We start from the raw sequence: 21,095 nt of genomic DNA, 5'->3' as shown, positions 1-21,095 counted from the left end.
CAGTGGCCTCCTATATGATTTGGTGACTACAAGCGGGATGGATAGGACTAGCCATGGCCAGGACGAACAGGCACGGAAATCAGTACAAGCCGGTTACCGATTTCTCGGGAGCGCGGTCTGATGCGTCGACGCCAGACGGCAGGGAGCGTCGATACATCCAGCTCAAGAAGCGCTCAGTGCTGCTGCTTCTGGTGGCGATCTGTTCCGCGGTCCTCTACTTCGTTCTCTTGCTCGTGGGTCACTTCGCGATCCCGCCTGCATCAAACGTGGCGGTCCAGGTGATATTCACGGTCGTGTTGGCGGCATCGCTCTTCCTGGCAGTGGGTTCAGCCTTCGCCGCCCTAATCGTGCGTTTGGTTGCCGCACTCAAGCGCTAGTTACTCGTCAACGACCACGTATGTCTTGGTTCCGCTGTCGAGTGCCTTTGCCTTGCCGGAATCCTGGAATTCCTCAATCTCCGCGCACGCCATGCACCGGGTGTTCTTCACCTCGTAGTCATGGGGGTGCTCGCCTGACGACAGCGACATCGGTTGACCACACCCTTGGCAAAGGTCGGCCTCGTAAAGCGTGAGAGCCAGGGCTAGAGATCGGTCCTTCTGCGACCACTTCTTCCCAGGCTTACGTTCCCCGCGTAGCACGGACACGGGTTGGCCCCATGCCCGTGCTGTGCGGGTTTGCGTGAGTGCGTTTAGTCCTCGACCGTCGGCCCAGGCTTCCGCGATTTTGGGATGAGCTCTCCAGGGTCATTGCTCGTCAGGTCGTAGAACGCCTTGTAGAGCTTGTCCATCTGCGTATCGCCGAGCTTCTCGGACACGACACGCATCTGCTCGGGAGTGAAGGCACGCTCGCCGGTGTCGGTGACGACCGCGTGGGAGATGATGTGAATGCCTGCCTCTTTGCGCATGACAGCCTCGGACGCTGACAGTGATGCTCGCCGAACCGCATCCTTGATCTCTTTGCCGTCACCGATCTCGGCTCGCCTGCACTCTTCACGCGCATAACCCGCAGCGTCCTTGGCTGCCTGATCGGCTCGGTCCTTCGCCGTCTTGCGCGCTTCCTTGGTGAGCTCGTCAATCCTGTCCTGCTCGAGAGCCTGGACAATGAACTCCTCCGCGGAGTCCTGTAGTTCATTCTGCAGTCGGTCGCGCTTCTCGATCAGCTCGGCGCGTTCAGCGCCGGCGTCGAGAGTCTGCTCGTCATCGGCTCCAGCCAGAAGCTCGAGATCAGCCTCGACTGCGCGCAGATGGCCGGCCACGTCGGCGGCCTTGAAGATCGTTACAGGGGTCTGAGCGGCGCTGATGCCTGCAATGAAGTCGTCGGGATTGAAAGCCATTTCTGTTCCTCCATGTGAAAGATGTGGGGTTCTCCATGTGGGGGTAGACCAGTGGGCAGGCCATGGAGGAACCTGCCCACTGGGGTCTTGGGGATGATCCGGAGATCAGGGAGTGGTCGACGCGACGACGCCGTGCAGTTCCATCTCCTGGAACGCGGCCGTCACCTTCCGCTTCACATAACCGGTACGGTCGATGTGAGTCGGGTTGTCGGCGATGCCGTGGAAGTACTCGTATTCGTCACCGACGGCCCAGTCTTCCTTCGAGGTCTTTGAGGTCTCGCGCTGCACGAGGTGCACCTGAGTGCCCTTGAACTTCACGGCTTCGTAGGCCTTGCCCTGGTCGGAGGTGACGTCGAGCTTGTGGTCCTCGTCGTAGTCGAGGAAGAGAGTGAACTCCATGGTGCCGTTGCTGGCACCCCAGGTTGTCGCGTTCCCTTCCTGGCACAGGGCCTTCTCGTCGACGGACTCGGAAGTGGCGGCGCCGACGTTGTAGTCGGACATCATGATCGCGCACGATGCATCGATGCCGGCCTCGAGTTCGGCGAGGCTGATGGCCTTCGGGTTGGCGGGCGCGGTGGGGAGGATGGTGACCTTGGTCTTGCCATCTGCGAGTGGTGTGGGCATGGTTACTTGCCTTCCTGCTTGTTGACGACCTCAACGACTGAGGCGACTTCGGGGGATGTGGTGGGTCGGATCGGGGCTGTGCTGCGCACCTGCGGTTTCGCCGCGGGCGAGAGCGTTTCGGGGAAGATCTCGAAGTAGGACTCGGGCACCTTGTGCGGGAGTTTCTCGCCGGTGCGTTTGTCGTAGGCGTGTTTGAAGTGGTCGAAGGTTTCGGCCATAGCGACTCCTTTTCGGGCATGAAAAAAGCCACGGGGTCGCCGTGGCTTATGGGTAGAATCCCCTCAACAGAAGTAGTTGGGAGGTGAAATGAAGATCGAGTGGAACGACAAGGAATTTAAGAAACTGAGCAATGACACCGCGAAACAATTCGAGGCAGCTATCGATGGGTTCAACCGCTCAGGCTCGAAGTCACCGAGCGACCTGCAGAAACACATGAAGAAGAACGGTTTCAACGTGTCTCTGGAGAAGGCCAAGCAGCTGTTGAAGTAGTCGCAAATTCCGGTCGGGCGGCTTCAGATGCCCTCGACCGGAACGACTCCTCACGGCTGCTGGAACTCGAACGACAGCGGCAGATACAGCCGCGAGGGGCTCACCTGGTTGTCGGTCTGGACTTTGAGGAACGGCTCAACGTGCCGGTATTCTCCCCCGCCGGGAGCTGGAACGCGGTGGAGTTTGCGGATGACCTCTTGCGAGAGGTTGCGCACCGTTCCCGCGGTCGCGCCGGCGGCCGTGACCGTGAGTGCCCCAGCCGTCTCCTGCTTCGAGTAGTCGAGTGGTTGCTCTTCATGTTCACGCAGAGGCTCGGTCCACACGGCCAGGTATGGCTTGATGAAGCCGCCTGTCGTGGTCGGGACACTGTCCGGGACGCGCCCGTCGTGCACGTCAACGCCGATCGATTTCAGCCTGTCGAGTGTCCATGTGTTGAGGGTGATGATGTCCGTGTTAGCTCACCCCTTCCACGTGCCATCGACAATGTCACCGAGGGCCTTCTCGAAGGCTGGAATCCTGCGATCGAACGCGGGCCCAAGGAACGGGCGGGGCGGCATTTTCGATGTGCCCCACTCGTTGTAGCCGGCGTATTCGACCGTGGGTCCGATCTCCGCTGAGGATTCTCCGGGCCGATGGTTGACGTCGTAGCCGATGGAGTTGATGAGGTTGCCGGTGTCGATCACGCCCTTGTCGAATGCGATCTTCTTGGCATCTCCGGAAATGTCGGCCGCCGTCTTCTCGACGACGACCCGTCCACCTCGGTTGGCGTTCGCGCCCATCTTCGTGAGGTCGTTGCCGAACTTGCGGAGCTCGCTGGCGTCGAGTCCCATCAGGCGGCCCTCGATTCCCGTGCGTTCACGTCCTGGCACAGGTAGTCACGCGTCCAGTTCGTCGTCCCGGTTTCGATGGTGATGACCTGGAATTCGCGACCGTTCAGTGCCGGGTCGTCGGGGTTGTCGAGAACCTCGATCGTGTCCCCGTAGTGCAACCACGTGGAAGCGATCGGCACTGAGATCCGGTGCGTGGCCAGCACCTCGACCCCGTCAGCGACCGTGACCGGTCTGGTTGATTGGGTGAGGAACTGTGCCGAACACGGCGCGTGCTCCCACTTCGTGTCCTCGCCCCCTGCACTCTGACCACCGCCGGGAGTCCAGTCGCCGGGCTGTCCGGCCGTGTACGCGGCACAGTCACCGGTGAGGAATCCGTATGCGGTAGGGCGATGGTGAGCTGACCAGCCCTTCGGGAGGACTTTCAGCTTGCCGCGGGCGGGGAGGGGGCTCATATCAGAAACACCTCCAACACCGCATGTCGGCCCTTACAACTCTTTGACGGATTTTGTGAAGCTTCAGGCATGACTGACAACCTCTGTTCTTTTGACGGGTGCGAAAAGAAAACGATCGCTCGCGGATACTGCACGAAGCACTATCAACGCTGGAGCAAGTACGGAGACCCGAGCATCACGAAACCTCGCGTCCGAGATGCCTGCTCCATAGACGACTGCGACGGCCCGGCGGTCGGGCACGGTTACTGCACAAAGCACTACCAGCGGTTCAAGAAGTTCGGTGACCCACACAAGGTCATTGACCGATCCGCCGGCACTTGCTCATTCGAAGACTGCGACCGCAAGCACTACGCGAAGGGCTTCTGCGCAAGCCATTGGAAACAAATCAACCGCGGTGAAGAAGTCCATAAGTTCAGCGATCAGGCGATCCCGTTCGAGGAGCTGCTGTGGAGTCGAGTCGATAGGACCGACACCTGCTGGCTCTGGACCGGACCGCTCAGTGATCAGAACTACGGGCTCTTCAACAAGGACCGCAAGACCTGGTATGCGCACCGATACTTCTATACGAGGTTCAAGGGCGAGATCCCCGAAGGACTCGAAATTGACCACATCTGCTGGGTCACTAACTGCGTCAACCCAGATCACCTGCGGCTGGCTGACAGGACTCAGCAGAATGAGTATCGGCAGGGGCCGCAGAAAGCCTCTCGAACCGGAGTGAGAAACGTTCACATTCGGAAAGGCAATCGCTTCAAGAAGTACCACGTCGAAGTCGGCCACGGAGGACGATCGTATAGCGGTGGAACCTACTACACGATCGAAGTCGCGGCTATCGCCGCAGCTTCTCTGCGGAAGAGACTTCACAGCCGCCCATCGTAGCGACGCTCTTCCCCCTCGGCGAGAGGGTTTGCGTCCAGAGAGAACGCCATAAAGTATGGCTCCTCGTCCAACAGATCCTCCTCCTCCTTGGCGCGTTGCCGTAATGATGCTGCATGCTTTCGGAGGGCGTCGGCAGTTTTACTGCCGTCAACACTTCTATCTTGAGTAGTGATGACCTTGGAGATCAGAGCCTCGGATGAGGCGATGACGTCGATCGCGTCGGCCGCTGCCCGCTTGATCGACCCGTCGGCGATCGTTAGGAACCCGTTGAGCTGGTCACCATCGAAGATCTGGTTTTCGCCAGTATCGAGATCGCCGATCAATAGGCGCACTTTTTGCGCCGGTTCGTTGTAATCGACCATCACAACTCCCTTGGTTGTGCCGTTCCCCGCCCCGCACGATGGTGGTCAGTGCGGAGCGGGGACCGTGCCCGGGATGGGTCAGGAACCGTTCGAGGCGTAGACGCCTTCGGTGAAGCCGGCGTCGATACCGACAACGGAACGACCGCGGTACCAAATGGTGTCGTCGTTGAACGAACCGTCCTCGATGGAGACTTCGCCACCGCCGACGGACTGGCCCTGGTCGCGCTTCACGCGGATGTCGACGTCCGGGTGGCCGGCGAGCTTCGTGCGAATGATCGACGGCAGGTCCGAGGACTTGCCCTGCACGAGCGCCCATCCGTCTGCGTGGGCGGCGCCGAGGCGGTTGGCGACGGTGCGGGACTCGAGCGGGGTGACGATCGACCGGTAGGGGTTGTCGACCTCCGTCTCGGTGACCTTGGACCCGTTGGTGACCTTGGTGACGATCCGCGCCGCGGTGAGGATGCGAGCAACCTCAGCGCGAAGCGCCGGACCGTGCACGAGGACAAGGTCCGAGGTTTCCACGAGCTCTCCGCGGTGGTTCTCGCGCAGGGCGAGAGCCTTGATTGCGGCGTCGAGGTTCTCCGGGGTGAACGGCTTGTCATCGACGGTCCCGAAGAATCCGGGAGCCCAACCAGTGGTGTCGACGAGGGTGTCGGCGACAACATTGTTCTGGGTCTTGCGCGCACCGTTTCCGAGGGAGCGAGGGAAGTCGGCCATGTCGGAGAACCGACGGGCCAGACGCAGCTCCCAGGTGAGACCATACGAGCGGCCCCACTTGCCGGCGCCGTGCTCGATTTCGGTCTCGCTGAGGGTCGCGCCCTTGTACTCTTCACCCTCGTTGACACGCTCGAAAGCGTCCGCACCCCACAGGTCGACGAGCTTGCGTCGCACGAAGCTGTCGACAGTGGTGTCGGTGACGATCGACTCGAACTCGAGCGGCGTGTCCTTGTAGGCCTTCAGTGCCTGCTTCTCGAACGCATCACCGAGCAGGATCGGGAAGTCCGACGTGGAGAATGCCTCGACGAGGACAGCCTGGGCGAGCGGGGATGCTCCGGTGCGGCCGCGAGCGAAAAGCTGCGCGGATTCGAAGACCTTCTCGTCACGGCTGGGTGCCCGACGGAAGCCTTCCTTCATGAGGTCAATGGTTTCCATAGTGGTGTGCTCCTATCAGGCGGTAGCGCCGGGGATCATGCCCAGCGGTGCGACTTCGGCGGGTCCGGTGCCGGTCGCCTTGGCGACGTTGGCCGCACCCCAGGGGGTGGCTCCGGCGGTGGCGGTGAGGGTGCCGTTTCCGGCGAGGTACACGGCCTGTCCGACGGTGAGTGCTCCGGTGACGGGGATGTCGTAGGAGCCGTCGAGCCAGATGGTGACCTTCTCGCCTTCGGCCGCGTCGGCGACGACTACGCCTCGGTAGACTCCGATGGCTGCGGGGTCACCGGACTTGTAGTCCTTGTCCGCGGGGAGGGCGATGTGCTTGTTCTCGGTGTAGCGCTGGTTCTTCATCAGGCGGCTCCTTCCAGGGCGTTGATGATGTCCTCGGCGGTGCGCTTGGGGGCGCCCGACTCGTTGACGTTGGTGGTGGTGTCCACCGGTGCGGATTCGCCGAGGCCGCGCACTTGGCCGTTGCCGTGGCCGAGCTGGTGGAGTTCGTCGGCGGCTTCCTTGGCGTCCTTGATGAGCTGGTCCTGGTCCTTGTCGGACTCGGCGAGCTGGTCGATGAGGCGGTTCTTCATGCCGGGGGCGTTGAGGTTCTCGAACGCTTCCTCGACGATGCCGGCGACTTCGGTGCGGCGGGCTTCCTTCGCCTTGGCCTTCTTGAGCTCAGCGATCTCAGCCTTAGCGGCCGCGAGTTCGCGCTTGAGGCGTTCGACTTCGGTCTCGCCCGAGTTGCCGCCACCTCCGCCGCTGCCGTTCTTGTTCTTCGAGTCGGCTTCGTCGACCCGGTTGGTGTTCTCGGTGTCAGCCATGGTGGCTGCCTCCTTCGGATTGGTTTCCTGGTTTCCATTCCCAACCGGGGCTGGGGTGGTCTTGGGGACGTACACGGTGGTCGGCACGACTTCAGTGGGTTCGCCTTCGAGGGCGATAGTGATGCCGTTGCGCGTGTACTTCTGCTCGAACGTGGTGAGCACGTCGGATGGGCCTTCGGTGCTGAACCAGACGGTGCTGTCATCGTGGTCGCGCACGTACATCCACATGTCGCGGTTGCCGATTGTGTCGCGCACCGCCTTCTGGAGGAGGTCGCGTGTCTCGTCGTTGATGCCTTCGCGCAGGCGGGCAGATTCGAGGACTTCCATCACCCTCCCGCCCCGCCCGGCGCGAGTAACGAAATCGACGCTGCGGGCTTCGGTGAGCTTGGTGACGACGCGCTGGCCATTGGCCTCGCTGACTTCACCCGATGCGCGGATGCTCACGCCGATGTCCTCGGCCATGTCGGCAACGATCGACTTCCAGTGCGAGTAGATCTTCGCCTCGGCGATCAGTCCGCCCGATTCGTCGTCCCAGTGGGCGTCTTCGGCGAGTACGCCGACGAGGTTGTGGAGGTCGCCCTCGGGTCGGTTCCAGTCCTCGGCTTCGGTGGCGTGATTCCAGAACATCTGCGTGCCCTTCGCGAACACGCGATCACGACCGGCAGCTTCGATGGTCTCTTTCGGGTAGACCCCACTTGACCCAGCTCCGGGTGTAATGATGCCGATCTTGGCGCGCCCTCCCGCCTTGGGGGTGAGGGTTGCGGTCTCCTTGAGGATTGTCATGGATTCTTCGCCGCCTTTCGGAGGTCTGCGAGTGGGGTTGCCTGGTAGCTGGGCCGCCAGTCGGGGTTGTCGACGCGGCGGGCCATGTCGGCGATGCTGATTTGCCCGTCCTGGAGCATCCGGTACCGGTCGGGGCCGAGGGCTGCGACAGCGTCGTGGGGGTTCTGATCGATCCAGTCCTCTGTGGTCTGGAACAGGTCAGGTGGTTCCTCGACGTCGGGGAAGCCGAGTTCGGCCCACGTCTTTGTCTTCGGCGTGAACGTGCACCTTCCGCAAACGTGATCCTCGGGGCCGACAGCATCTTTCGGGTACTCGGTGCCATGGCGCGCTAGGCAACTGGGGCACGTGCGTGACGACAGTTGCGCAGTCCAGATCTGGGCCACCACAGCCGGGTTCGCCGCGTTCTGGGCGGCATTCGCGGCGCGATGGCTGTCGAGGATCTCGGTCCTGGCGATACGGAGAGCGCGGGTGAGACCGCCAGTGAACGCCCCGCGGGACCGCCTCAGCATCTCCCTGGCGGCCCTGTCTGGGTGCCAACCACTCGGCACGGCCCTGATGAGCGAGGACCGCACAGCATCCAACGCCTCCGGCGCAAGTGGTGCGGATGAGGCCACAATGCCGGTCATCGTGCGCTCGATGATCTGCTCGAGTGCCGGCTGGTCGACACGCGTGAACGACGGGAGCAGCTTCGAGTCGACGGGCGGCATCTGGGACGCCGCGACACCGGTGGTGAGATCCGCGGTCCGTTCGACGACTTCCCGCACACTGTCCTCGAGCAACGGGCCCAGTTCGGCGGCGAGCTCACGGAGTTTCACCGCGGTCATCGCCAAAGCCCGTTGCGTGCGGGCCAGGTTGGTGATCTGGGCGGGCGTGAGGGGTTCGCCTGCGGCTTTCCGGGCGAGGATGACGGCGATCGTGTCCTGCCACTCCTGAGCGACTTCCTGCCACGCTTGCGCCCAACGTGCGGTGAGTGCGCGCGTGGAAGCGTCGACGTAGTCGTCGACCATGGCCCGCAGTTCGGAGGCCCGACGTAGCGTCAACTCTGTGATTGCCACGCCGGACCACCTCCGTTACTGGTTGAGAACCGCTGCGGGATCCTCGCCACGGTTGTACGCATCCACGGCCGCATCCCCGGCGGTGACGTTCGGGTCGATGAAGTTGCCGTTGTCGTCCGTGAACTGTTCGAGGATTTCGTCCACGTCCCTGACCCCCAGTGCACGGAGCAGGAGACGCATGGTCTCGAGCGGCGGGAGCTTCTGGGTGGCGTCGGCGTCAACGATGGCCTTGACCATGACGTCGATGGGTGTGTCGTCGAGTTCCGGCCAGGTGAACGTAATCGTTCGGTCATCGGGGTTACCGAGCGACACTTCCTGGCGGCCCGTGTACGGGTCAGCCTTCACACCACCCTTGAGCGGCCCTCGCGGTGCCAGGACGGCCTGGTCGATGACGTGGTTGAGGATCGCCCGGTATGTTTCCGTCCACACGTCCCGGCGGCCCTGCATCACCAGCCGCGTCGGTTGGTTCAGGGTCTCAGCGACGGCACGCGCACCCGTCTGCCCGGGATCGGAGGTCAGAGTCGTGACCGGGATACCGAATGCGGTCGCGACCATGGTGGCCAGGGGGCGTCCGGACTCGGCGTCGATCGTGGCCCCGGTCTTCGGGACCGCTTCGAGTTGCGTGTTCGGGTCGAAGGCGACAACTCCCCCAGCCTCGTTGAGGCTGTTGAGCTGGGATCGCATCTGCTGGGCGCCGGATTTCTTGCCCGACATCTTCCACGCGATACGTGAGAGTGCTTTCGTCAGCTTCGCCCAGTCGTCAAGGAACCCGGTGTACCCGCGAGCCCAGGGAAGGGCGGCGTATGCGTCACCGATGCCGTACTTGCCGATAGTGTTCACGGACGTGTGCTGGACGGCGGCGGACCAGTCGACGGGGTTGCCGTCGATGACGGGGAACTTCCGGGTCGGGTTGTAGCCGAGAGCCGGATACCAGGTGGTTTTCTGCCGGGTCGTGACCTTCGCGGTGCGTTCACCGATCGTGGTCTCGACGTAGTCGCGGCGGTAGAACCACGGTTCCGAGGCATCCTCAGGGTTGGTGAAGATGTCCGTGACCTCGAGGGGGTCGAGTGTGCGAACGCGAACGAACCCGGTGTCGGGTGCGGTGAACAGGATTGCGTACATGTTGCCGTCGGTGGACAGCTGCCGTTCGAGGATTTCGTGCGCCTGGTGGCCTGTGAACGCGGCACGGTTCCCCGGATCATCGAGGAACGCCTGGACGACGGTGTTGACGTCCTGGGTGCCGGTCTCTTTGCCGTCCGCGGCTACGACTCCGATACCGCCATTCCCGTGCACGTATCCGGTGCGAACAGCGATACCGCGGGCGATGAGCGGGTTGCCGATCGCCATGACTCGGCATGCTTGCGCGGCTTGCTTGCGCCCCTCTGGGCTGAGGTCGCGTGCTGTTTGGTCGCTGAGGTTCTGCCAGCCAGCGTCTTCGGAGAACATGCGGGACAGTTGCTCGTAGGATTCTTCGAGGCGGAACGACAGTGTGTCGACTTCGCCCTTAAGCCGGTTCACTTCCGGGTCAGCGGACTCTTGGAGGCCGAGCCAGTTGCGAATACCCATGGAGCCTCCGTTCGGTTAGAAGTAGCTGATCGGGATTGCGTCGTCAGCGAATTCCTCGGCGACGAGTTCTGATTCGTCGATGAGGTCATGCAGCAGCAGGTAGGAGACGGCCTGGGAGAGACCGTCGATCGTGTCATCGTTCGCGGAGTTCGGGAACGCTTTCGCCTCCCCCAGGAGCTCTGCCACGTTCGGTTGCAGGGCCGCGTCGGGGAGGATCACATTCTTGGCGAACGTGAAGGGGCTGATCGCGTTGGCGCGGGCCAGCTTCGACCCCTCTGGTTCGATGGGAATCATGCCGGGCACAGACTTCGATAGGTGCGAGATGACCGCAGATCCGTTGGCCTTGTCCTCGATGAGTTTCGCGGCTGCCTGGGGCCATTTTGCGGTCATGGCTTTCACGGCTTCGACGGTGGCGTTGAAGTTCAACCGGTCGCGGATCTGATCGAGGAGGTAGGCGTTGATACCCACGCGCAACCACACTTGACCGACGACGAAGTCCGAGCTCTTCGTGTCCTTGAACGCCATGTCCCAGGACTGGATGAGCTCGTATCCGTTCTCACGTAGGCCGGGGATAATCCGGGAACCGTCTGGGCGTTCGACCCACATGGGTTGCGAGTAGCGTGCCCAGTCTTCCTCTGGTGGGAACACTCCCCCGCTGTCCGGTGTGGGCCGGCCTTGGTAGAGGGCGGCGAAGGTGCGTGGCCCGGACTCGCGTTCACGCTTCGCCCACTGGGCTTGCGTCCGCCCTCGGGCGGAGATCATGTACTCCCCGGGTTCGCGGCCGAGAATGTCGGCCTCGCCCTTCTCAGGGCGGTGGTCGGCGCGGGCGGGAATGTTGAGGAAGTGCCAGTCGGAGTCTTCTTGGGCGATGAGTCTGCCGGCGAGGTCGTCGTCGTGCCAGCGTGTGAGGATGACGACTACGGAGGTGCCGGGGGCGAGACGGGCGACGACGACGTCGGTGTACCAGTCCCAGACGTTGTCTCTGTAGGTCTGTGAGTCGGCTTCTTTACGGTCTTTGATGGGGTCGTCGATGATGACGAGGTCTGCGGGTTGTCCTGAGCCGGATCCGCCGACTGAGGTGGAGTAGACTCCGCCGGTGTGGTCTTGGAGGCGCCAGTCTGAGACGGCACTGTTGCCGTCGGCGATCTCGAGGTCGAGTTCGGGGTGGCTGGCGATGGCGTTGCGGATGGCGCGGCCGTTGCGTTCGGCGAGGCGCTGCGAGTAGGAAGCGGAGAAGATGCGGGTGTCTTGGTTTTGGGTGAGCGCCCAGATGGGGAAGTCTTTGGCTGCCCGGGTCGACTTGCCTTCCTGAGGCGGCATGGAGATGATCAGGCGAGCATCGGGGGTGTTGTAGCAGTCGATGAGCGCCTGGTCTATGAGGTCGAGCGCCGGGGTTTGGATGGTGCCTGGGGTGATGACTCGGGCGATGTCGAGTGGTGATTCCCATGTGGTGGTGGTTTGCGCTTCGAGTTTGTCTGCGAGCGCCGTCATCCAGTCTATGGACACGACGCACCTCCATGAAGTTGACCCGGTTTTGAGACGAGTACCGGGAACTCGAACCACGGCAAGGTAGCGAGCCCGGTGCTGTGGTTGGTTTAGTGCCCCTCGGAGCCGGCAGAATGCGTCTACGACGAGGGGCGGGGAACGCATTCCGCGGGTAGAAAAGTGACGAAACACCCCGGGAACGCGAAAAGTGGACCGGTCTCTGGGGAGAGAACGAATCCACTATTTCACAGAGTAGCGGGACAATAATCAGGACACAAGTGTCAGGGCGCGTGTCGCGAATCTTTCCACGACCTCCCCGACATTGAAGCCCTCGGGGTACTTCGTGAGCTTTCCCCGTTTGGCGGTCTTGCGGATCGTGTCGGCGGGTACGTCCATGTTGAAGATCTCGCGCAGGACGGCGGACACGTTGGGGGCGGCGAGTGTCCGGTCCATGGTCTGGCCTTTGAGTTCTTCGCGCAGCGTATGGGCGAGGTGCACGGTACCGTCGGGCAGGCGCACGGTGGTCTCCCACGGCCAGGCGTAGATGGGTGCGCCGGCGAAGATGGTGACGAGGCGGCGTTCGTCTTTGCTGGCGTAGGGGCGGCGGAGGGCTTTGACGCATTCCTGGATCTCGGTGGTGAAGTCGTCGAGGGCGGCATGCTCCGCGAGCCATTCGGCTTGGGTGTAGATCCAGCCGGCGAGGGAGTAGCTGTTGTCGTCGCAGTCGATGACGACCTCGCGCTCTTCGCCGATCATGAGTGCCCAGGAGACGAGCTTCTGTTTCAGGTCGAGCTTGGCGTCGAGGATGCTCACTGGCATGGGTGGTTTGGATGCGCCGGTGCTGCCGCCGGTGTCGCCTTTGGGTGAGGGCGGGTGCTCGGAGATGGTGAGGGCGTCGTGAACGGAATCCATGAGGTTCCGGATCTGCTGGGCTGGGGCTGGGTCAGACATGTGACCCCCTGAGCGCGGTGTCGATGCCTTCGATCTTCCCGTTGAAGAAAGCAACCTTGCGACTGGAGTAGTGGTAGAGGATGACCGCGACCGTGGCGATCGGAGCGAGCACCAGATGGAAGGCGAGCAGGCTGGTCCATCCGTTGTGGACTTGCATGCCGAGGGAGAACCATTGCTGGGCGACGATGAGTGTCATGATCGCGGCGAACGCCGGGTGGTGGATGAACTTAGACATTGGAGCCTCTTTCGATGTAGTCGCGGCTGCTCCACACGTTGCCGCAGCAGTGGCAGTGAAAGCCGACAGGGATTTGCTCGAGTCCGTCTGATGCGAGGACGGGTTCACGATGCTCGTGGAGGCACATGATGACCACTCGTGGTTCGGGGTCCATGAGTGCCTTCTCTTCGAGGGTTTCGTGGGGGCAGTCTTCGTGGCCTGGCCTCATGAGCGTGCGCTTCTCGTGACGCGTGGCCTCCATTGGGATGCGCAGTCGAGAGTGAGCTTCTGGCGGTCGAGGGTGTCGATGTGGACGCAGAGGCGATCCTGGTCTGAGAATCGTGCGGCCTGTCCTGGCCAGAGCTGGTATTCGTCGGCGAGGCTCCATCGTGAGGTGAATATCCTGTCGACGGTGACGTTCGAGTAGATGCGTCGTTCGTCGAGGATGTCAACGGCTGTGCCCAGTGTGCTGAGTGGCATGGTGTCGATTGGCAGCCACGGGTTCTCGGTCATTGTGAAACCTCCACATGGCAGTCGCACCCGCAGTCGGTGGGCACGTCGTCTATGTCATCCCATGCCTGCAGGTCGCACTTCTGGTGGTTGGCACCGCCTCGGCAGTCGGGGGACATCCACTTGGCATCATCCATTGGCTCGGACCAGTCGCCCATCAGCTTCATTCCTTCCCATGAACACCATCTGCCTTCTCAGATTTTCTTCCTGCGTCACTGCTTCGATGTGATCAGGGTTGAAGCAGATGCGGTTTCGGCATAGATGATCTACTTGATACCCCTCAGGGATCGGCCCCTTGTAGGCTTCATGAGACAGTCGGTGCACGTAATCAGAACCCCCGTATCGCCCGTACCCAGTTGACGCGACTGTGCCAGTCCATTCCCAGCAGCCCGAAGCGGAGATTGCGCGTCCGCTTTCCAGGACTTCTCGCATTGTCGGCGGCTCCGGAAGATCAAACGAGCCAAACGCTTTCAATCGCTGGTAGTGCTTCCCGCAGAGCTTCTTGATCTTGTATGCAGACAGGCTCTCGCATCCGTCTACGCGACACTGAATGTCGGGGAGTGGCCCTCTGCTCCTGTAATCCACAATCTCCTCGCCATCAGCCTTGGCCTCTGCAAGGTGTTTCCAGCAGTAGTCGCGGCTCCGGTATGCGAGAGTGCACCCGTCAACCCTGCACTTCTTCTTGCTCATGGTTTCCCTGCTTTCTGCATGTCATCAACGAGTTGCTCATAAGTGCTTGCGATGAGTTCGGCGGCGGTCACCCAGGACATGGCCCCGGTCGCGGCCGTGTTCTCCGCTTGTGTGATGCCCTCCTGGTAGATGGACTCCGCGTGACCCTTCACGGTCAGTCCCGGGGGTGTGGACCCGACCACGCCATGTTCGAGGGCGAGGAGGCCTGCTGCGCGTCGGATGCGTTCACGTTGGGCTTGGACTTGCTGGATGGTCATTTGCCGCCTCCTGCGAGGTTGCGGAGGATGCGCGGGATCTCGGTGGCCGCGGTCTGCATCTGGTCCGGTGTGGCTCTGATCGCGGTGAGGAGTGAGGTGAGGACGGTTTCGAACTGGGCGCCCGTCTGCTCGGCCAGCTTGACCTGGCGCTCGTCGACGCCGGCCTTCAGCGTTTCGGCGGCGTACCGGGCGAGCTGGTCCTGAGCCTTGTGCAGGAGCGTGTACACGATGTGCTGACGGGCCTCTTCGGTGCGTTCGAACAGTGAGCCGACTTCGGGGTGGTCCTTGCCGACCACCTTGGTCTCACCCCACCAGAGGTCTCCATCGGTCTCGAGCAGCTCCACCTGGTGCCTGAGCCACTCCACCTCACCCGCCTTGGAGGCGACGAGATCCAGGAGTGCCTGCGCGGGGTCGAGGTTCTCGTGCGGGGTGCCCAACCTGCGGGCGACGCGGGCGAGCTTCTCTTGCTCGAGGTTGCGTTCGGCGGCTTTCTTCGCGGACTTCGTGGAGGATCCGTGCATGCGGCAATGGCTGGTGCCCCGTACTGGCGGGTTCTGGCACTGGTTGCCGGAGCGTCGGGATTTGGCCCAGCATTTCTTCGGATCCCACCCTGTGCGGTCGATGTTCTTGTTCGGCCCGTTGCTTCCCATTACAGGCCGCTGACTTCGGTGGTGACGTGGATGGTGGCACCGTTGGGGACGACGTGTTCGTGGTCGTTGATGGTCAGGGTGCTGGTGTCGGTGCCTTTGTTGAGGATGATGGTGTGGAGGGTGCCGCGTGCGCAGCGTCCGAGGTGCGCCAGTGTCGGGAGTGTGACGGTTTTCCCGAGGTGTTCGGCCGTGAGGTTCCTGATGATCATGCGCCCAGCTTGCTCTGGGCTGTCAAAGAGTTTCTAGGGCCGACACGCGGTGAAACGAAAGTTTATTGAACGATGTTCATTAGCCAGGCGAGAGACTTCACTGGTGCGGCAATGAACCAGTCAATCGGGTGCTGTCGAGGGCGACGGGTGCGGGTGGGACGGGTCGACCAGTAGCGGAACCATCGGCGCTCCCACGGCCCCACTGCCCCTCCTTGGGTACACGCACCAGGCTCGGAGGATTGCGCTGGAACATGAGGATGTGTGGCGTGAACAGCACACCCTGATTCTTCGAACCCATCGGGTCGTACTGGTGGCCGACGATAGCCCACACGTCCGGGTTGACGGTTCGCTCGATGAGAGTTCCGTCGTCGAGTTTCACAATGCTCCCCGGCGGCAGGGACAAGAACTCTTCGACGGTCACTCCCTCACCTTCCACGCTCGCCCATCTGGGTGGATGATGTGCTCGCCGGGGCGCGGGATTAGCCGCGGGTCTTGTATGACGCCACCGGCACGGAAGTTGACCAGTTCTGGCCCGCCCTCCCCAATCGGCTTGTACTCGGGCAGCGGTCCCGCGATGAACTGCATGAGCCCCATACCCCGCTGTTCGCTGGTCTTGATGTACCGTCCGCTGTTGAGCAGCCATTGTCGGTGGGTGATCCCCCACCAGTGGCGGTTGCGGTTCGAGCCGTAGCGTTCGAGGCCGTAACGGAACGAGTCTGCGAACAAGTTCCCCGTGGCCATCATCTGCCGGCTTGGTGAGTACGTCATGATTCCTCCCCAGTCAGTGCGGTGATCGCGGCACGGGCGTCAGCTCGGTAGTTCTGCCGAATACCCTCAGCCACGTTGTCCCATTTCGCTGCAGCTGGGCCGTCTCCCATGTCGCGTGCGAAAAGTCCCCGAGCCACCCTCTCGACCGCCTCTTTGGTGCGGAGCTGCTCCCGCTGCCATTTCGCACCCTTCCTGAACATGATGAGCCGTGGGTAATTCTCTTCGGCGGGCAGATGCTCGTACGTGTGGTGCGCTCCGGCGTAGTCCTCAGCCTTCTCGTCCCAGTTCATTGCTTCTCCCATTTCCCGACGACGCGTTCTTCTGGCCCGTTGCCGCAGTCATTGCAGTTGTCTGCGACCTCCACAGTCAGCCCGAGGTCATCAATGATTGCCTGGGCCATGGCCGCGGCCTCCTCGCTGGCCATGACAACGCCGCTTTCACTGGCCCCGGAACGAATGGTGTCCCTGATCCTGTCCCGCATCTCTTCCCTGTCACTCATGCCCGATCACCATCCATCCGCAGTCGCATTGTTTCCCGTTCTTTCGTGTCCAGCATTCGTTGGCGTCGTGGTCGTTGATTGTGTGCCCGCAAGTGGTGCAGGTGCGGTCGTAGATGCTTTCAGTCACCGTTGGCCTCCTGAACGAGCTTGTACTTGCGCAGGAAGTTCGGTAGTTCCGTGTAGGCCAATCGCTTGCCCTGGTGCGACACGTAGGGTCGAAGCGAGTGCCTGTCTGGAATGGCGATCACGGTCGTCTCCTGGCCGTCCGACAGCCGTCGCCATATCTGCCCTGGTTTCGGATCATTCCTATTCACCGTCGATCACTCCCTCCTCTGGTTCCGCCCGCGTGGTGTGGCAGTACTCGTACTGACCGTCCTGGAACGCCGCACCCTCGGGCCGGTGAACCCATCGAGGGCTCCATGAGTTCCGATAACCCGATTCCACGACCCGTACACCGCAGTTCCTACATCTCTCAGCCACCGTCGATCACCCCATCCAACGCACGAACAGTCGGGCAGGGGTAGGTTGTCGTTACTTCGTATGGGATCGAGCATCCTTTGCAGTAAGGTGTCCCGTCGAAGTCGAGATTGAGCACATGCAGTTCGAGTACCGCTTCGATCATTGAGAGCGCGGTGGGGACGGTGACGTTGTGGGCGTCCACGATGGCGGTCGCGTCATCCCAGGCTGGTTGCACATAGGCGATAGCGCCCCCGTCATTCTTCGGGTATACGACCAGTGAGTCATCCGGTCCCGCCTGCGCTGGTCCGTCGATACCCCACGGTCCTTCTGTTGCCGCCGCGTGGATTGCGCGGTGTTCGTCGATCCATGCCTTGATCGGGTTGTCACTGGTCATCGCCAACCCTCCTCTCGGTGTTGTCGAACCCACGGTGGTTCGTAGTCTCTGATCTCGTCACGGTATGACTGCGAGTAGCCCAGTGGTGCCTGGCATATCTCGCACGATCCGGACGCGCAGCACTCACTCATGCTTCCTCCTCGATCCGGTTTGCCCTGCCGGTGAGCCATCCTTGAGCGGCGGCGGTGGCGAGATTGTCGTTCTCGTCTGATCCAGGAATGACCACCAGCGATATAGCCTCTGCCGCTTCCCTCAGCGCATCCGCTTTGATCTTCGCGATCCCGCGCTCAGCGTCGGCCTTGGCCTCGTCGTAGTCCTCGCCAGCGCGCTCGTCCATGACCAAGGCGTAGCAGTCGCGCAGCTCCACCTCGTCGGGCGTGTACGGTTCAGTGCTCATCGTGCTTCCTCCTTCGTCGCACCCGGGTAGGGAATGTTTTCGTCCAACCAGCGCAACGCGGCGTTGACGCCGGCAGTGAAGCTTCCCGCCCCGTGCTCGTCTCTGAGGACTGACCCGAACACGATCTGCGTGTGGTGGTCCCTGTAGCAATCAGCTTTCATAATTCGATCGTGTCCTTTTCTGTCAAAGAGTTGCTACGCCGACTCGCCGTGCTTGTCGGCTTGTTTGGTGCCGTGTTTTTGCAGGGGGTTGTCGTTTCCTGAACGGTGTTCAGGGGGTGCGTGGGAGGCTTTGTGTGCCTCGTAGAGCGCCTTTCGTGTCGCCCAGGCCTCCATGTGTGGTTCGAGGGCTACGGCGGCGCATATGGCCCCGGGGATGAGCAGCGCGGTGATGATGAGCGGGATCATGACCTCACCGCCAATGCACGAGCAGCGTCCATAGCCTCGGGTAGAGTGTCGTATGGAGCTTCGACCAGGCGTCGCGCTTTGGTCACGGTGAACAACCCCGCGTACGCAAGCACCTTGGGTGTCGGATGATTCGAGCAGCGGTAGAGCCCCTCGCACACGTCCCGATGCATGTCGCGTTCGATCAACAGGCGCATCTGGGTTGGCGTGTTGATGTGGCAGGTCCCGTCGCCAAGGGGGTGCATCCATTCGACCGTGCCGTGATAGTAGTTATGTTTCGCCCACTCCCTCCCTCGCCTGTCCGTGTATCGCCCGGTTGTGAGGATTTCGTCGACGGTGCTCATGCTGCGCCCCTGAGTTCGTGGAGGCCGCGGCGGTAGGTCGTCCAGGGCGTGTTTCCGCGTCGGTAGTCTTCGTACTGCTCGGCGGTGAGTTCACCGGAGGCGATGGCCTTCGAGAGTGCCTTCGTCGCAGTGAGTTCGGCGGCAGTGTCGGTCATGTCGGCGCGCGACGGGACGATGGTCTCGACCTTGGCCAGGCGTGCACGGCGTTCGGCTTTGATGATGCGCACGATGTGGGCGGGCATGAGGTAGTCGGTGGATTCGTGGAAGTGCTTCTTGGCCGCGTGTTTCGCTTCGTGCAGGGTGTACGGGGTGAGGAGGTCGTACCAGGCGGCGGAGACTTCTTCGGAGGTGTTGCGGTTGTCGTAGGCGCTGATGAGGGCGAGGAGTTCGCCGGCTTCGCTGAGTCTCATAGCAGTTCTCCTTGGATGGTGTTGTCTTGTTCTTCTTCCATGCGGCGCAGGTTCTCGATGACGGTCCGGTTGTGGTCCATGCGTTCCTGCGCTCGGTTGCGGGGCTTCTCCCGCTGGGCTGGTCGTTCGGCTTCGGAGCGGATCTTCGCGACGAGTTGTGGGAACTTTTCGCGCAGCTTCGAGGCTGAGAGGATGTTGGCTTTCCAGAACTGGTCGTTCTGGGACCAGCGGACGACGTAGGCGATCTGTTCTTCGGTGGCGTTGTCGCGGTCGAGGAGGAGTCGCATGGCGTCGTGGTTGGTCTTGTTGCGTTTGGGTGGTCGGTTGCCGTTGCGTTCGATCTCAAGGTCCAGGAGGTCGAGGAGTCCATCAACGTCGTCTCGGGGTTCGGGGTCCGGCTCGTCGGGGGTCGCTTGCGATCCCGGACTAGAAGATGTTTCTGGTGAGGTTTCTGGTTCTGTTGAGGTTTCTGGTTCTGGTTCTGTTGAGTGTGAAAAACGATTCATGCCTTGCCTAGGGGCTTGGGAAGGGTCTTGGTAAGCCCCTTCGGTAGGGGCTTCAAAGTCCTCTTCGATACCCCTTATCAAGCCCCTTACGAAGTCCCTTGTTGAGCGTCCGGTGTTCTTATTCACCGAGTCCGAGAGCTTCGAGGTGTCGATCTTCAGCAGCTCCCCCCGGCATACGGATTTGAGTCTCCCGGACAGTACCGAGCGCACAGCCGAGTCGATGCCCTTCATGCCATTCGGGGACCGCCAGGCCTCGTCGTGACGCACATACGACCTCACGAGCACCTCCTGCGTCACCCGGTCGACAACGATGAACCGCGCACCCTCGAGGGCCGCGATGTCGTCGGTGATGGCGTCCAGGGACTGGTCTGCGACCTGCATTGACCAGCGGCGCTCAGCGAGCGTCACGACACCGCACATGGACACGTCTGGCTGGGACAGGAGCTGGAAGTAGAGTCGCTGCGCGGTCGCGCCCAGGCCCTTAAAGTCATCGTCGGCCCAGATGCGGGTGATGATCTTCGCGTAGTCACGTGCCACTGCCTACCCCCTCCCTGGTCGTGGTGGGAGCAGCCCGAGCATCGCGAGCACATCAGGCAGATCAGCAGCCGGCACAAACTCTTCGGCCACCCGCTTGGCTTTGCGTTTGATCGCGGGCGTGGCTTCTGAGTACCCGCCGTTCATGGTGTTCTGGGCGTCGAACGAGATGCCGGAGCCGGGACGGATGGCGCCTTCGAGTCGTGCGGTGGTTCTCATGCTGCTGCTCCTGTCTTGGTGGCTTCGATGTATTTCTCGAGGCGCTGGGGTTGCAGTCCCGACCAGTGCTCCACGTGCTCGTCTGGGAAGACCGCGAACACGACGGGTGCGGAACTGTGCCCGAGTTCGCGGGTGACAAATCGGTAGGCGTCGAGGTCGGAGGAGAGGTCGACGTGCGTGTAGACGATGCCGTCGCGTTCAAGGATGTGCTTCGTCATACGGCACTGGGTGCAGAATTCTGTGCTGTATACCGTGATTGCCATTAGATGTGCCTCCAAGTCTTTCGCCTGACGATCTGCCAGACGGTTGATCTACTGATGCTGAATTTCATTGCGATCTCGCGGTAGTTGAGATCGTCAGAGATGCTGCGGATCTCGAGCACTTGCGCCTCGGTTAATTTCGCCCGCCCTCCGCTTTCACCCCTTGCGCTTCTCCCTCGGATGAAACGATCGTTGGTGTTGTCTACACCGGTCCCGACCTCGAGGTGAAGGGGATTCACACACGGCGGGTTATCGCACTTGTGCCGAACTACTAACCCGTCCGGTATCGGCCCTACGTGCAGTTCATATGAGGCTCTATGTGCACGTCTGTGCCGATTGCCGAACGAGAACAGCCCGTAGCCGTCACGGTCGGTCATTTCAGTCCACTCGATGCAATCGTTCGTTTCGGTCACGGTGATGTACTCGGCGAATCGAGCTGCGAGATCGTTTCCCCGACGCTTTTGAACTTCGCAGGGATTGCCGTTGTTGAGCCAGCGGTCATAGTGCAAAGTGCACCACCCTCGGGCGTATTGCCCCCTCGCGCAACCATCGATAGTGCATTGCGAGTCAATGACTCTCGGACGCCGGTATTCAGGGT

General features: G+C 61.9%; 37 protein-coding genes. 3 read left to right on the top strand and 34 right to left on the bottom strand.

The features are described 5' to 3' along the window. Positions 1 to 53: 53 nt before the first annotated feature. The gene (locus CV023_RS16145; protein ID WP_230747711.1) at positions 54 to 377 is read left to right on the top strand and encodes a hypothetical protein; all 324 of its coding nucleotides are present in this window, start codon (positions 54 to 56) and stop codon (positions 375 to 377) included. Between the two features lie 311 nt (positions 378 to 688). Here CV023_RS16145 and CV023_RS16140 read toward each other — a convergent pair whose 3' ends face one another. From CV023_RS16140 to CV023_RS16130, 3 genes are all read right to left on the bottom strand, one after another. Beyond that, the gene (locus tag CV023_RS16140; RefSeq protein ID WP_230747709.1) at positions 689 to 1,333 is read right to left on the bottom strand and encodes a hypothetical protein; all 645 of its coding nucleotides are present in this window, start codon (positions 1,331 to 1,333) and stop codon (positions 689 to 691) included. Positions 1,334 to 1,438: 105 nt separating this feature from the next. After that, positions 1,439 to 1,957: a phage tail tube protein gene (locus CV023_RS16135; RefSeq protein WP_230747707.1), complete on the bottom strand. Its 519-nt coding sequence runs from the start codon at positions 1,955 to 1,957 to the stop codon at positions 1,439 to 1,441. Positions 1,958 to 1,959: 2 nt separating this feature from the next. Then, on the bottom strand, positions 1,960 to 2,175 hold the full coding sequence (locus CV023_RS16130; protein ID WP_230747706.1) for a hypothetical protein: 216 nt from the start codon (positions 2,173 to 2,175) through the stop codon (positions 1,960 to 1,962). 88 nt (positions 2,176 to 2,263) lie between these two features. On the opposite strand from CV023_RS16130, the gene CV023_RS16125 reads away from it, so the two are divergent. Beyond that, positions 2,264 to 2,446: a hypothetical protein gene (locus CV023_RS16125; protein WP_230747704.1), complete on the top strand. Its 183-nt coding sequence runs from the start codon at positions 2,264 to 2,266 to the stop codon at positions 2,444 to 2,446. A gap of 50 nt (positions 2,447 to 2,496) precedes the next feature. Here CV023_RS16125 and CV023_RS16120 read toward each other — a convergent pair whose 3' ends face one another. The 3 genes from CV023_RS16120 to CV023_RS16110 all read right to left on the bottom strand — a co-directional run bounded on the left by CV023_RS16120 (position 2,497) and on the right by CV023_RS16110 (position 3,728). Then, the gene (locus tag CV023_RS16120; protein WP_230747701.1) at positions 2,497 to 2,838 is read right to left on the bottom strand and encodes a hypothetical protein; all 342 of its coding nucleotides are present in this window, start codon (positions 2,836 to 2,838) and stop codon (positions 2,497 to 2,499) included. Positions 2,839 to 2,904: 66 nt separating this feature from the next. Beyond that, a complete protein-coding gene (locus CV023_RS16115) occupies positions 2,905 to 3,276 on the bottom strand; it encodes an HK97-gp10 family putative phage morphogenesis protein (RefSeq protein ID WP_230747695.1) in 372 nt (123 codons plus the stop codon). Next, positions 3,276 to 3,728, bottom strand: a complete 453-nt coding sequence (locus tag CV023_RS16110) for a DUF6093 family protein (RefSeq protein WP_230747693.1) — start codon at positions 3,726 to 3,728, stop codon at positions 3,276 to 3,278. Before CV023_RS16110 ends, CV023_RS16115 begins: the two co-directional genes overlap by 1 nt. Before the next feature lie 69 nt (positions 3,729 to 3,797). Between CV023_RS16110 and CV023_RS16105 the strand changes: the two genes are divergently transcribed. After that, a complete protein-coding gene (locus CV023_RS16105) occupies positions 3,798 to 4,604 on the top strand; it encodes an HNH endonuclease signature motif containing protein (RefSeq protein ID WP_230747691.1) in 807 nt (268 codons plus the stop codon). Here CV023_RS16105 and CV023_RS16100 read toward each other — a convergent pair. The 28 genes from CV023_RS16100 to CV023_RS19180 form a co-directional block, all read right to left on the bottom strand. Further along, entirely contained in the window at positions 4,586 to 4,966 is a 381-nt protein-coding gene (locus tag CV023_RS16100) for a hypothetical protein (RefSeq protein WP_230747689.1), read from the bottom strand. The two genes, CV023_RS16105 and CV023_RS16100, sit on opposite strands and share 19 nt — an antisense overlap. 78 nt (positions 4,967 to 5,044) lie before the next feature. Then, complete coding sequence (locus CV023_RS16095; RefSeq protein WP_230747687.1) at positions 5,045 to 6,118, bottom strand: phage major capsid protein; 1,074 nt, start codon at positions 6,116 to 6,118, stop codon at positions 5,045 to 5,047. 15 nt (positions 6,119 to 6,133) lie between these two features. After that, entirely contained in the window at positions 6,134 to 6,469 is a 336-nt protein-coding gene (locus CV023_RS16090) for a DUF2190 family protein (RefSeq protein ID WP_230747685.1), read from the bottom strand. After that, positions 6,469 to 7,716, bottom strand: a complete 1,248-nt coding sequence (locus CV023_RS16085) for a hypothetical protein (protein WP_230747683.1) — start codon at positions 7,714 to 7,716, stop codon at positions 6,469 to 6,471. Before CV023_RS16085 ends, CV023_RS16090 begins: the two co-directional genes overlap by 1 nt. Beyond that, complete coding sequence (locus CV023_RS16080; RefSeq protein ID WP_230747682.1) at positions 7,713 to 8,723, bottom strand: phage minor head protein; 1,011 nt, start codon at positions 8,721 to 8,723, stop codon at positions 7,713 to 7,715. The genes CV023_RS16085 and CV023_RS16080 overlap by 4 nt, the downstream gene beginning before the upstream one ends. A gap of 63 nt (positions 8,724 to 8,786) precedes the next feature. Continuing rightward, positions 8,787 to 10,337 carry a hypothetical protein gene (locus CV023_RS16075; protein WP_230747680.1) on the bottom strand — a complete coding sequence of 517 codons (1,551 nt, stop codon included), beginning with the start codon at positions 10,335 to 10,337 and terminating at the stop codon, positions 8,787 to 8,789. A 15-nt stretch (positions 10,338 to 10,352) separates the two neighbouring features. After that, on the bottom strand, positions 10,353 to 11,843 hold the full coding sequence (terL, locus tag CV023_RS16070) for a phage terminase large subunit (protein ID WP_230747678.1): 1,491 nt from the start codon (positions 11,841 to 11,843) through the stop codon (positions 10,353 to 10,355). 246 nt (positions 11,844 to 12,089) lie between these two features. Next, positions 12,090 to 12,773 (bottom strand): hypothetical protein, encoded by a 684-nt coding sequence (locus CV023_RS16065; protein WP_230747672.1) that lies wholly within the window; start codon positions 12,771 to 12,773, stop codon positions 12,090 to 12,092. Continuing rightward, on the bottom strand, positions 12,766 to 13,008 hold the full coding sequence (locus CV023_RS16060; RefSeq protein WP_230747669.1) for a hypothetical protein: 243 nt from the start codon (positions 13,006 to 13,008) through the stop codon (positions 12,766 to 12,768). The genes CV023_RS16065 and CV023_RS16060 overlap by 8 nt, the downstream gene beginning before the upstream one ends. Before the next feature lie 204 nt (positions 13,009 to 13,212). Further along, positions 13,213 to 13,467 (bottom strand): hypothetical protein, encoded by a 255-nt coding sequence (locus CV023_RS16055; RefSeq protein ID WP_230747667.1) that lies wholly within the window; start codon positions 13,465 to 13,467, stop codon positions 13,213 to 13,215. A 159-nt stretch (positions 13,468 to 13,626) separates the two neighbouring features. Beyond that, a complete protein-coding gene (locus CV023_RS16050) occupies positions 13,627 to 14,187 on the bottom strand; it encodes an HNH endonuclease signature motif containing protein (protein WP_230747665.1) in 561 nt (186 codons plus the stop codon). Next, positions 14,184 to 14,444, bottom strand: a complete 261-nt coding sequence (locus CV023_RS16045) for a hypothetical protein (RefSeq protein ID WP_230747662.1) — start codon at positions 14,442 to 14,444, stop codon at positions 14,184 to 14,186. The genes CV023_RS16050 and CV023_RS16045 overlap by 4 nt, the downstream gene beginning before the upstream one ends. Next, positions 14,441 to 14,965, bottom strand: a complete 525-nt coding sequence (locus CV023_RS16040) for a hypothetical protein (RefSeq protein WP_230747660.1) — start codon at positions 14,963 to 14,965, stop codon at positions 14,441 to 14,443. The genes CV023_RS16045 and CV023_RS16040 overlap by 4 nt, the downstream gene beginning before the upstream one ends. Positions 14,966 to 15,093: 128 nt before the next feature. Beyond that, positions 15,094 to 15,303 carry a hypothetical protein gene (locus tag CV023_RS16035; protein ID WP_230747658.1) on the bottom strand — a complete coding sequence of 70 codons (210 nt, stop codon included), beginning with the start codon at positions 15,301 to 15,303 and terminating at the stop codon, positions 15,094 to 15,096. A gap of 97 nt (positions 15,304 to 15,400) precedes the next feature. After that, on the bottom strand, positions 15,401 to 15,724 hold the full coding sequence (locus CV023_RS16030; protein ID WP_230747656.1) for a hypothetical protein: 324 nt from the start codon (positions 15,722 to 15,724) through the stop codon (positions 15,401 to 15,403). Beyond that, positions 15,721 to 16,071: a hypothetical protein gene (locus CV023_RS16025; protein ID WP_230747655.1), complete on the bottom strand. Its 351-nt coding sequence runs from the start codon at positions 16,069 to 16,071 to the stop codon at positions 15,721 to 15,723. Before CV023_RS16025 ends, CV023_RS16030 begins: the two co-directional genes overlap by 4 nt. Further along, complete coding sequence (locus CV023_RS16020; RefSeq protein WP_230747653.1) at positions 16,068 to 16,361, bottom strand: hypothetical protein; 294 nt, start codon at positions 16,359 to 16,361, stop codon at positions 16,068 to 16,070. Before CV023_RS16020 ends, CV023_RS16025 begins: the two co-directional genes overlap by 4 nt. After that, entirely contained in the window at positions 16,358 to 16,570 is a 213-nt protein-coding gene (locus CV023_RS16015; RefSeq protein WP_230747652.1) for a hypothetical protein, read from the bottom strand. The genes CV023_RS16020 and CV023_RS16015 overlap by 4 nt, the downstream gene beginning before the upstream one ends. A 119-nt stretch (positions 16,571 to 16,689) precedes the next feature. Continuing rightward, the gene (locus CV023_RS18875) at positions 16,690 to 16,818 is read right to left on the bottom strand and encodes a hypothetical protein (protein WP_269067462.1); all 129 of its coding nucleotides are present in this window, start codon (positions 16,816 to 16,818) and stop codon (positions 16,690 to 16,692) included. 224 nt (positions 16,819 to 17,042) lie between these two features. Beyond that, positions 17,043 to 17,423, bottom strand: a complete 381-nt coding sequence (locus CV023_RS16010) for a hypothetical protein (RefSeq protein ID WP_230747651.1) — start codon at positions 17,421 to 17,423, stop codon at positions 17,043 to 17,045. 127 nt (positions 17,424 to 17,550) lie between these two features. Next, a complete protein-coding gene (locus CV023_RS16005) occupies positions 17,551 to 17,820 on the bottom strand; it encodes a hypothetical protein (protein WP_230747650.1) in 270 nt (89 codons plus the stop codon). Positions 17,821 to 18,014: 194 nt separating this feature from the next. Then, positions 18,015 to 18,227, bottom strand: coding sequence for a hypothetical protein (locus CV023_RS16000; protein WP_230747649.1), 213 nt, complete (start codon positions 18,225 to 18,227; stop codon positions 18,015 to 18,017). After that, on the bottom strand, positions 18,224 to 18,568 hold the full coding sequence (locus CV023_RS15995) for a hypothetical protein (RefSeq protein ID WP_230747647.1): 345 nt from the start codon (positions 18,566 to 18,568) through the stop codon (positions 18,224 to 18,226). Before CV023_RS15995 ends, CV023_RS16000 begins: the two co-directional genes overlap by 4 nt. Continuing rightward, positions 18,565 to 18,978 carry a hypothetical protein gene (locus tag CV023_RS15990; protein WP_230747645.1) on the bottom strand — a complete coding sequence of 138 codons (414 nt, stop codon included), beginning with the start codon at positions 18,976 to 18,978 and terminating at the stop codon, positions 18,565 to 18,567. Before CV023_RS15990 ends, CV023_RS15995 begins: the two co-directional genes overlap by 4 nt. After that, positions 18,975 to 20,021 (bottom strand): hypothetical protein, encoded by a 1,047-nt coding sequence (locus tag CV023_RS15985; RefSeq protein WP_230747643.1) that lies wholly within the window; start codon positions 20,019 to 20,021, stop codon positions 18,975 to 18,977. Before CV023_RS15985 ends, CV023_RS15990 begins: the two co-directional genes overlap by 4 nt. A gap of 3 nt (positions 20,022 to 20,024) precedes the next feature. After that, positions 20,025 to 20,237 (bottom strand): hypothetical protein, encoded by a 213-nt coding sequence (locus CV023_RS15980; protein WP_230747641.1) that lies wholly within the window; start codon positions 20,235 to 20,237, stop codon positions 20,025 to 20,027. Continuing rightward, positions 20,234 to 20,500 (bottom strand): glutaredoxin family protein, encoded by a 267-nt coding sequence (locus CV023_RS15975; RefSeq protein WP_269067461.1) that lies wholly within the window; start codon positions 20,498 to 20,500, stop codon positions 20,234 to 20,236. The genes CV023_RS15980 and CV023_RS15975 overlap by 4 nt, the downstream gene beginning before the upstream one ends. Continuing rightward, positions 20,500 to 20,874 (bottom strand): HNH endonuclease, encoded by a 375-nt coding sequence (locus CV023_RS19180; protein WP_442859946.1) that lies wholly within the window; start codon positions 20,872 to 20,874, stop codon positions 20,500 to 20,502. Before CV023_RS19180 ends, CV023_RS15975 begins: the two co-directional genes overlap by 1 nt. Between the last annotated feature and the right edge of the window lie 221 nt (positions 20,875 to 21,095).

The organism is Brevibacterium sp. CCUG 69071 (assembly GCF_021023135.1).
In the GTDB taxonomy this organism is placed as follows: Bacteria; Actinomycetota; Actinomycetes; order Actinomycetales; family Brevibacteriaceae; genus Brevibacterium.
Note: the sequence above shows the minus strand (reverse complement) of the source record. Positions and strands in the feature narration are given on the sequence as shown.

What these genes read in the sequence shown, in the direction of transcription:
- CV023_RS16095 (WP_230747687.1), bottom strand. Translation starts at nt 6,118, where the DNA reads ATGGAAACCATTGACCTCATGAAGGAAGGCTTCCGTCGGGCACCCAGC.
- CV023_RS15980 (WP_230747641.1), bottom strand. Translation starts at nt 20,237, where the DNA reads ATGAGAACCACCGCACGACTCGAAGGCGCCATCCGTCCCGGCTCCGGC.
- CV023_RS15975 (WP_269067461.1), bottom strand. Translation starts at nt 20,500, where the DNA reads ATGGCAATCACGGTATACAGCACAGAATTCTGCACCCAGTGCCGTATG.
- CV023_RS19180 (WP_442859946.1), bottom strand. Translation starts at nt 20,874, where the DNA reads ATGACCGACCGTGACGGCTACGGGCTGTTCTCGTTCGGCAATCGGCAC.
- CV023_RS15995 (WP_230747647.1), bottom strand. Translation starts at nt 18,568, where the DNA reads ATGAGCACCGTCGACGAAATCCTCACAACCGGGCGATACACGGACAGG.
- CV023_RS16140 (WP_230747709.1), bottom strand. Translation starts at nt 1,333, where the DNA reads ATGGCTTTCAATCCCGACGACTTCATTGCAGGCATCAGCGCCGCTCAG.
- CV023_RS16110 (WP_230747693.1), bottom strand. Translation starts at nt 3,728, where the DNA reads ATGAGCCCCCTCCCCGCCCGCGGCAAGCTGAAAGTCCTCCCGAAGGGC.
- CV023_RS16125 (WP_230747704.1), top strand. Translation starts at nt 2,264, where the DNA reads ATGAAGATCGAGTGGAACGACAAGGAATTTAAGAAACTGAGCAATGAC.
- CV023_RS16025 (WP_230747655.1), bottom strand. Translation starts at nt 16,071, where the DNA reads ATGACGTACTCACCAAGCCGGCAGATGATGGCCACGGGGAACTTGTTC.
- CV023_RS15990 (WP_230747645.1), bottom strand. Translation starts at nt 18,978, where the DNA reads ATGAGACTCAGCGAAGCCGGCGAACTCCTCGCCCTCATCAGCGCCTAC.
- CV023_RS16145 (WP_230747711.1), top strand. Translation starts at nt 54, where the DNA reads ATGGCCAGGACGAACAGGCACGGAAATCAGTACAAGCCGGTTACCGAT.
- CV023_RS16055 (WP_230747667.1), bottom strand. Translation starts at nt 13,467, where the DNA reads ATGCCACTCAGCACACTGGGCACAGCCGTTGACATCCTCGACGAACGA.
- CV023_RS16100 (WP_230747689.1), bottom strand. Translation starts at nt 4,966, where the DNA reads ATGGTCGATTACAACGAACCGGCGCAAAAAGTGCGCCTATTGATCGGC.
- CV023_RS16050 (WP_230747665.1), bottom strand. Translation starts at nt 14,187, where the DNA reads ATGAGCAAGAAGAAGTGCAGGGTTGACGGGTGCACTCTCGCATACCGG.
- CV023_RS16040 (WP_230747660.1), bottom strand. Translation starts at nt 14,965, where the DNA reads ATGCACGGATCCTCCACGAAGTCCGCGAAGAAAGCCGCCGAACGCAAC.
- CV023_RS16090 (WP_230747685.1), bottom strand. Translation starts at nt 6,469, where the DNA reads ATGAAGAACCAGCGCTACACCGAGAACAAGCACATCGCCCTCCCCGCG.
- CV023_RS16075 (WP_230747680.1), bottom strand. Translation starts at nt 10,337, where the DNA reads ATGGGTATTCGCAACTGGCTCGGCCTCCAAGAGTCCGCTGACCCGGAA.
- CV023_RS16135 (WP_230747707.1), bottom strand. Translation starts at nt 1,957, where the DNA reads ATGCCCACACCACTCGCAGATGGCAAGACCAAGGTCACCATCCTCCCC.
- CV023_RS16105 (WP_230747691.1), top strand. Translation starts at nt 3,798, where the DNA reads ATGACTGACAACCTCTGTTCTTTTGACGGGTGCGAAAAGAAAACGATC.
- CV023_RS16005 (WP_230747650.1), bottom strand. Translation starts at nt 17,820, where the DNA reads ATGAGCACTGAACCGTACACGCCCGACGAGGTGGAGCTGCGCGACTGC.
- CV023_RS16045 (WP_230747662.1), bottom strand. Translation starts at nt 14,444, where the DNA reads ATGACCATCCAGCAAGTCCAAGCCCAACGTGAACGCATCCGACGCGCA.
- CV023_RS16130 (WP_230747706.1), bottom strand. Translation starts at nt 2,175, where the DNA reads ATGGCCGAAACCTTCGACCACTTCAAACACGCCTACGACAAACGCACC.
- CV023_RS16035 (WP_230747658.1), bottom strand. Translation starts at nt 15,303, where the DNA reads ATGATCATCAGGAACCTCACGGCCGAACACCTCGGGAAAACCGTCACA.
- CV023_RS16085 (WP_230747683.1), bottom strand. Translation starts at nt 7,716, where the DNA reads ATGACAATCCTCAAGGAGACCGCAACCCTCACCCCCAAGGCGGGAGGG.
- CV023_RS16010 (WP_230747651.1), bottom strand. Translation starts at nt 17,423, where the DNA reads ATGACCAGTGACAACCCGATCAAGGCATGGATCGACGAACACCGCGCA.
- CV023_RS16115 (WP_230747695.1), bottom strand. Translation starts at nt 3,276, where the DNA reads ATGGGACTCGACGCCAGCGAGCTCCGCAAGTTCGGCAACGACCTCACG.
- CV023_RS16060 (WP_230747669.1), bottom strand. Translation starts at nt 13,008, where the DNA reads ATGTCTAAGTTCATCCACCACCCGGCGTTCGCCGCGATCATGACACTC.
- CV023_RS16080 (WP_230747682.1), bottom strand. Translation starts at nt 8,723, where the DNA reads ATGGTCGACGACTACGTCGACGCTTCCACGCGCGCACTCACCGCACGT.
- CV023_RS16020 (WP_230747653.1), bottom strand. Translation starts at nt 16,361, where the DNA reads ATGAACTGGGACGAGAAGGCTGAGGACTACGCCGGAGCGCACCACACG.
- CV023_RS16015 (WP_230747652.1), bottom strand. Translation starts at nt 16,570, where the DNA reads ATGAGTGACAGGGAAGAGATGCGGGACAGGATCAGGGACACCATTCGT.
- CV023_RS16065 (WP_230747672.1), bottom strand. Translation starts at nt 12,773, where the DNA reads ATGTCTGACCCAGCCCCAGCCCAGCAGATCCGGAACCTCATGGATTCC.
- CV023_RS16000 (WP_230747649.1), bottom strand. Translation starts at nt 18,227, where the DNA reads ATGATCCCGCTCATCATCACCGCGCTGCTCATCCCCGGGGCCATATGC.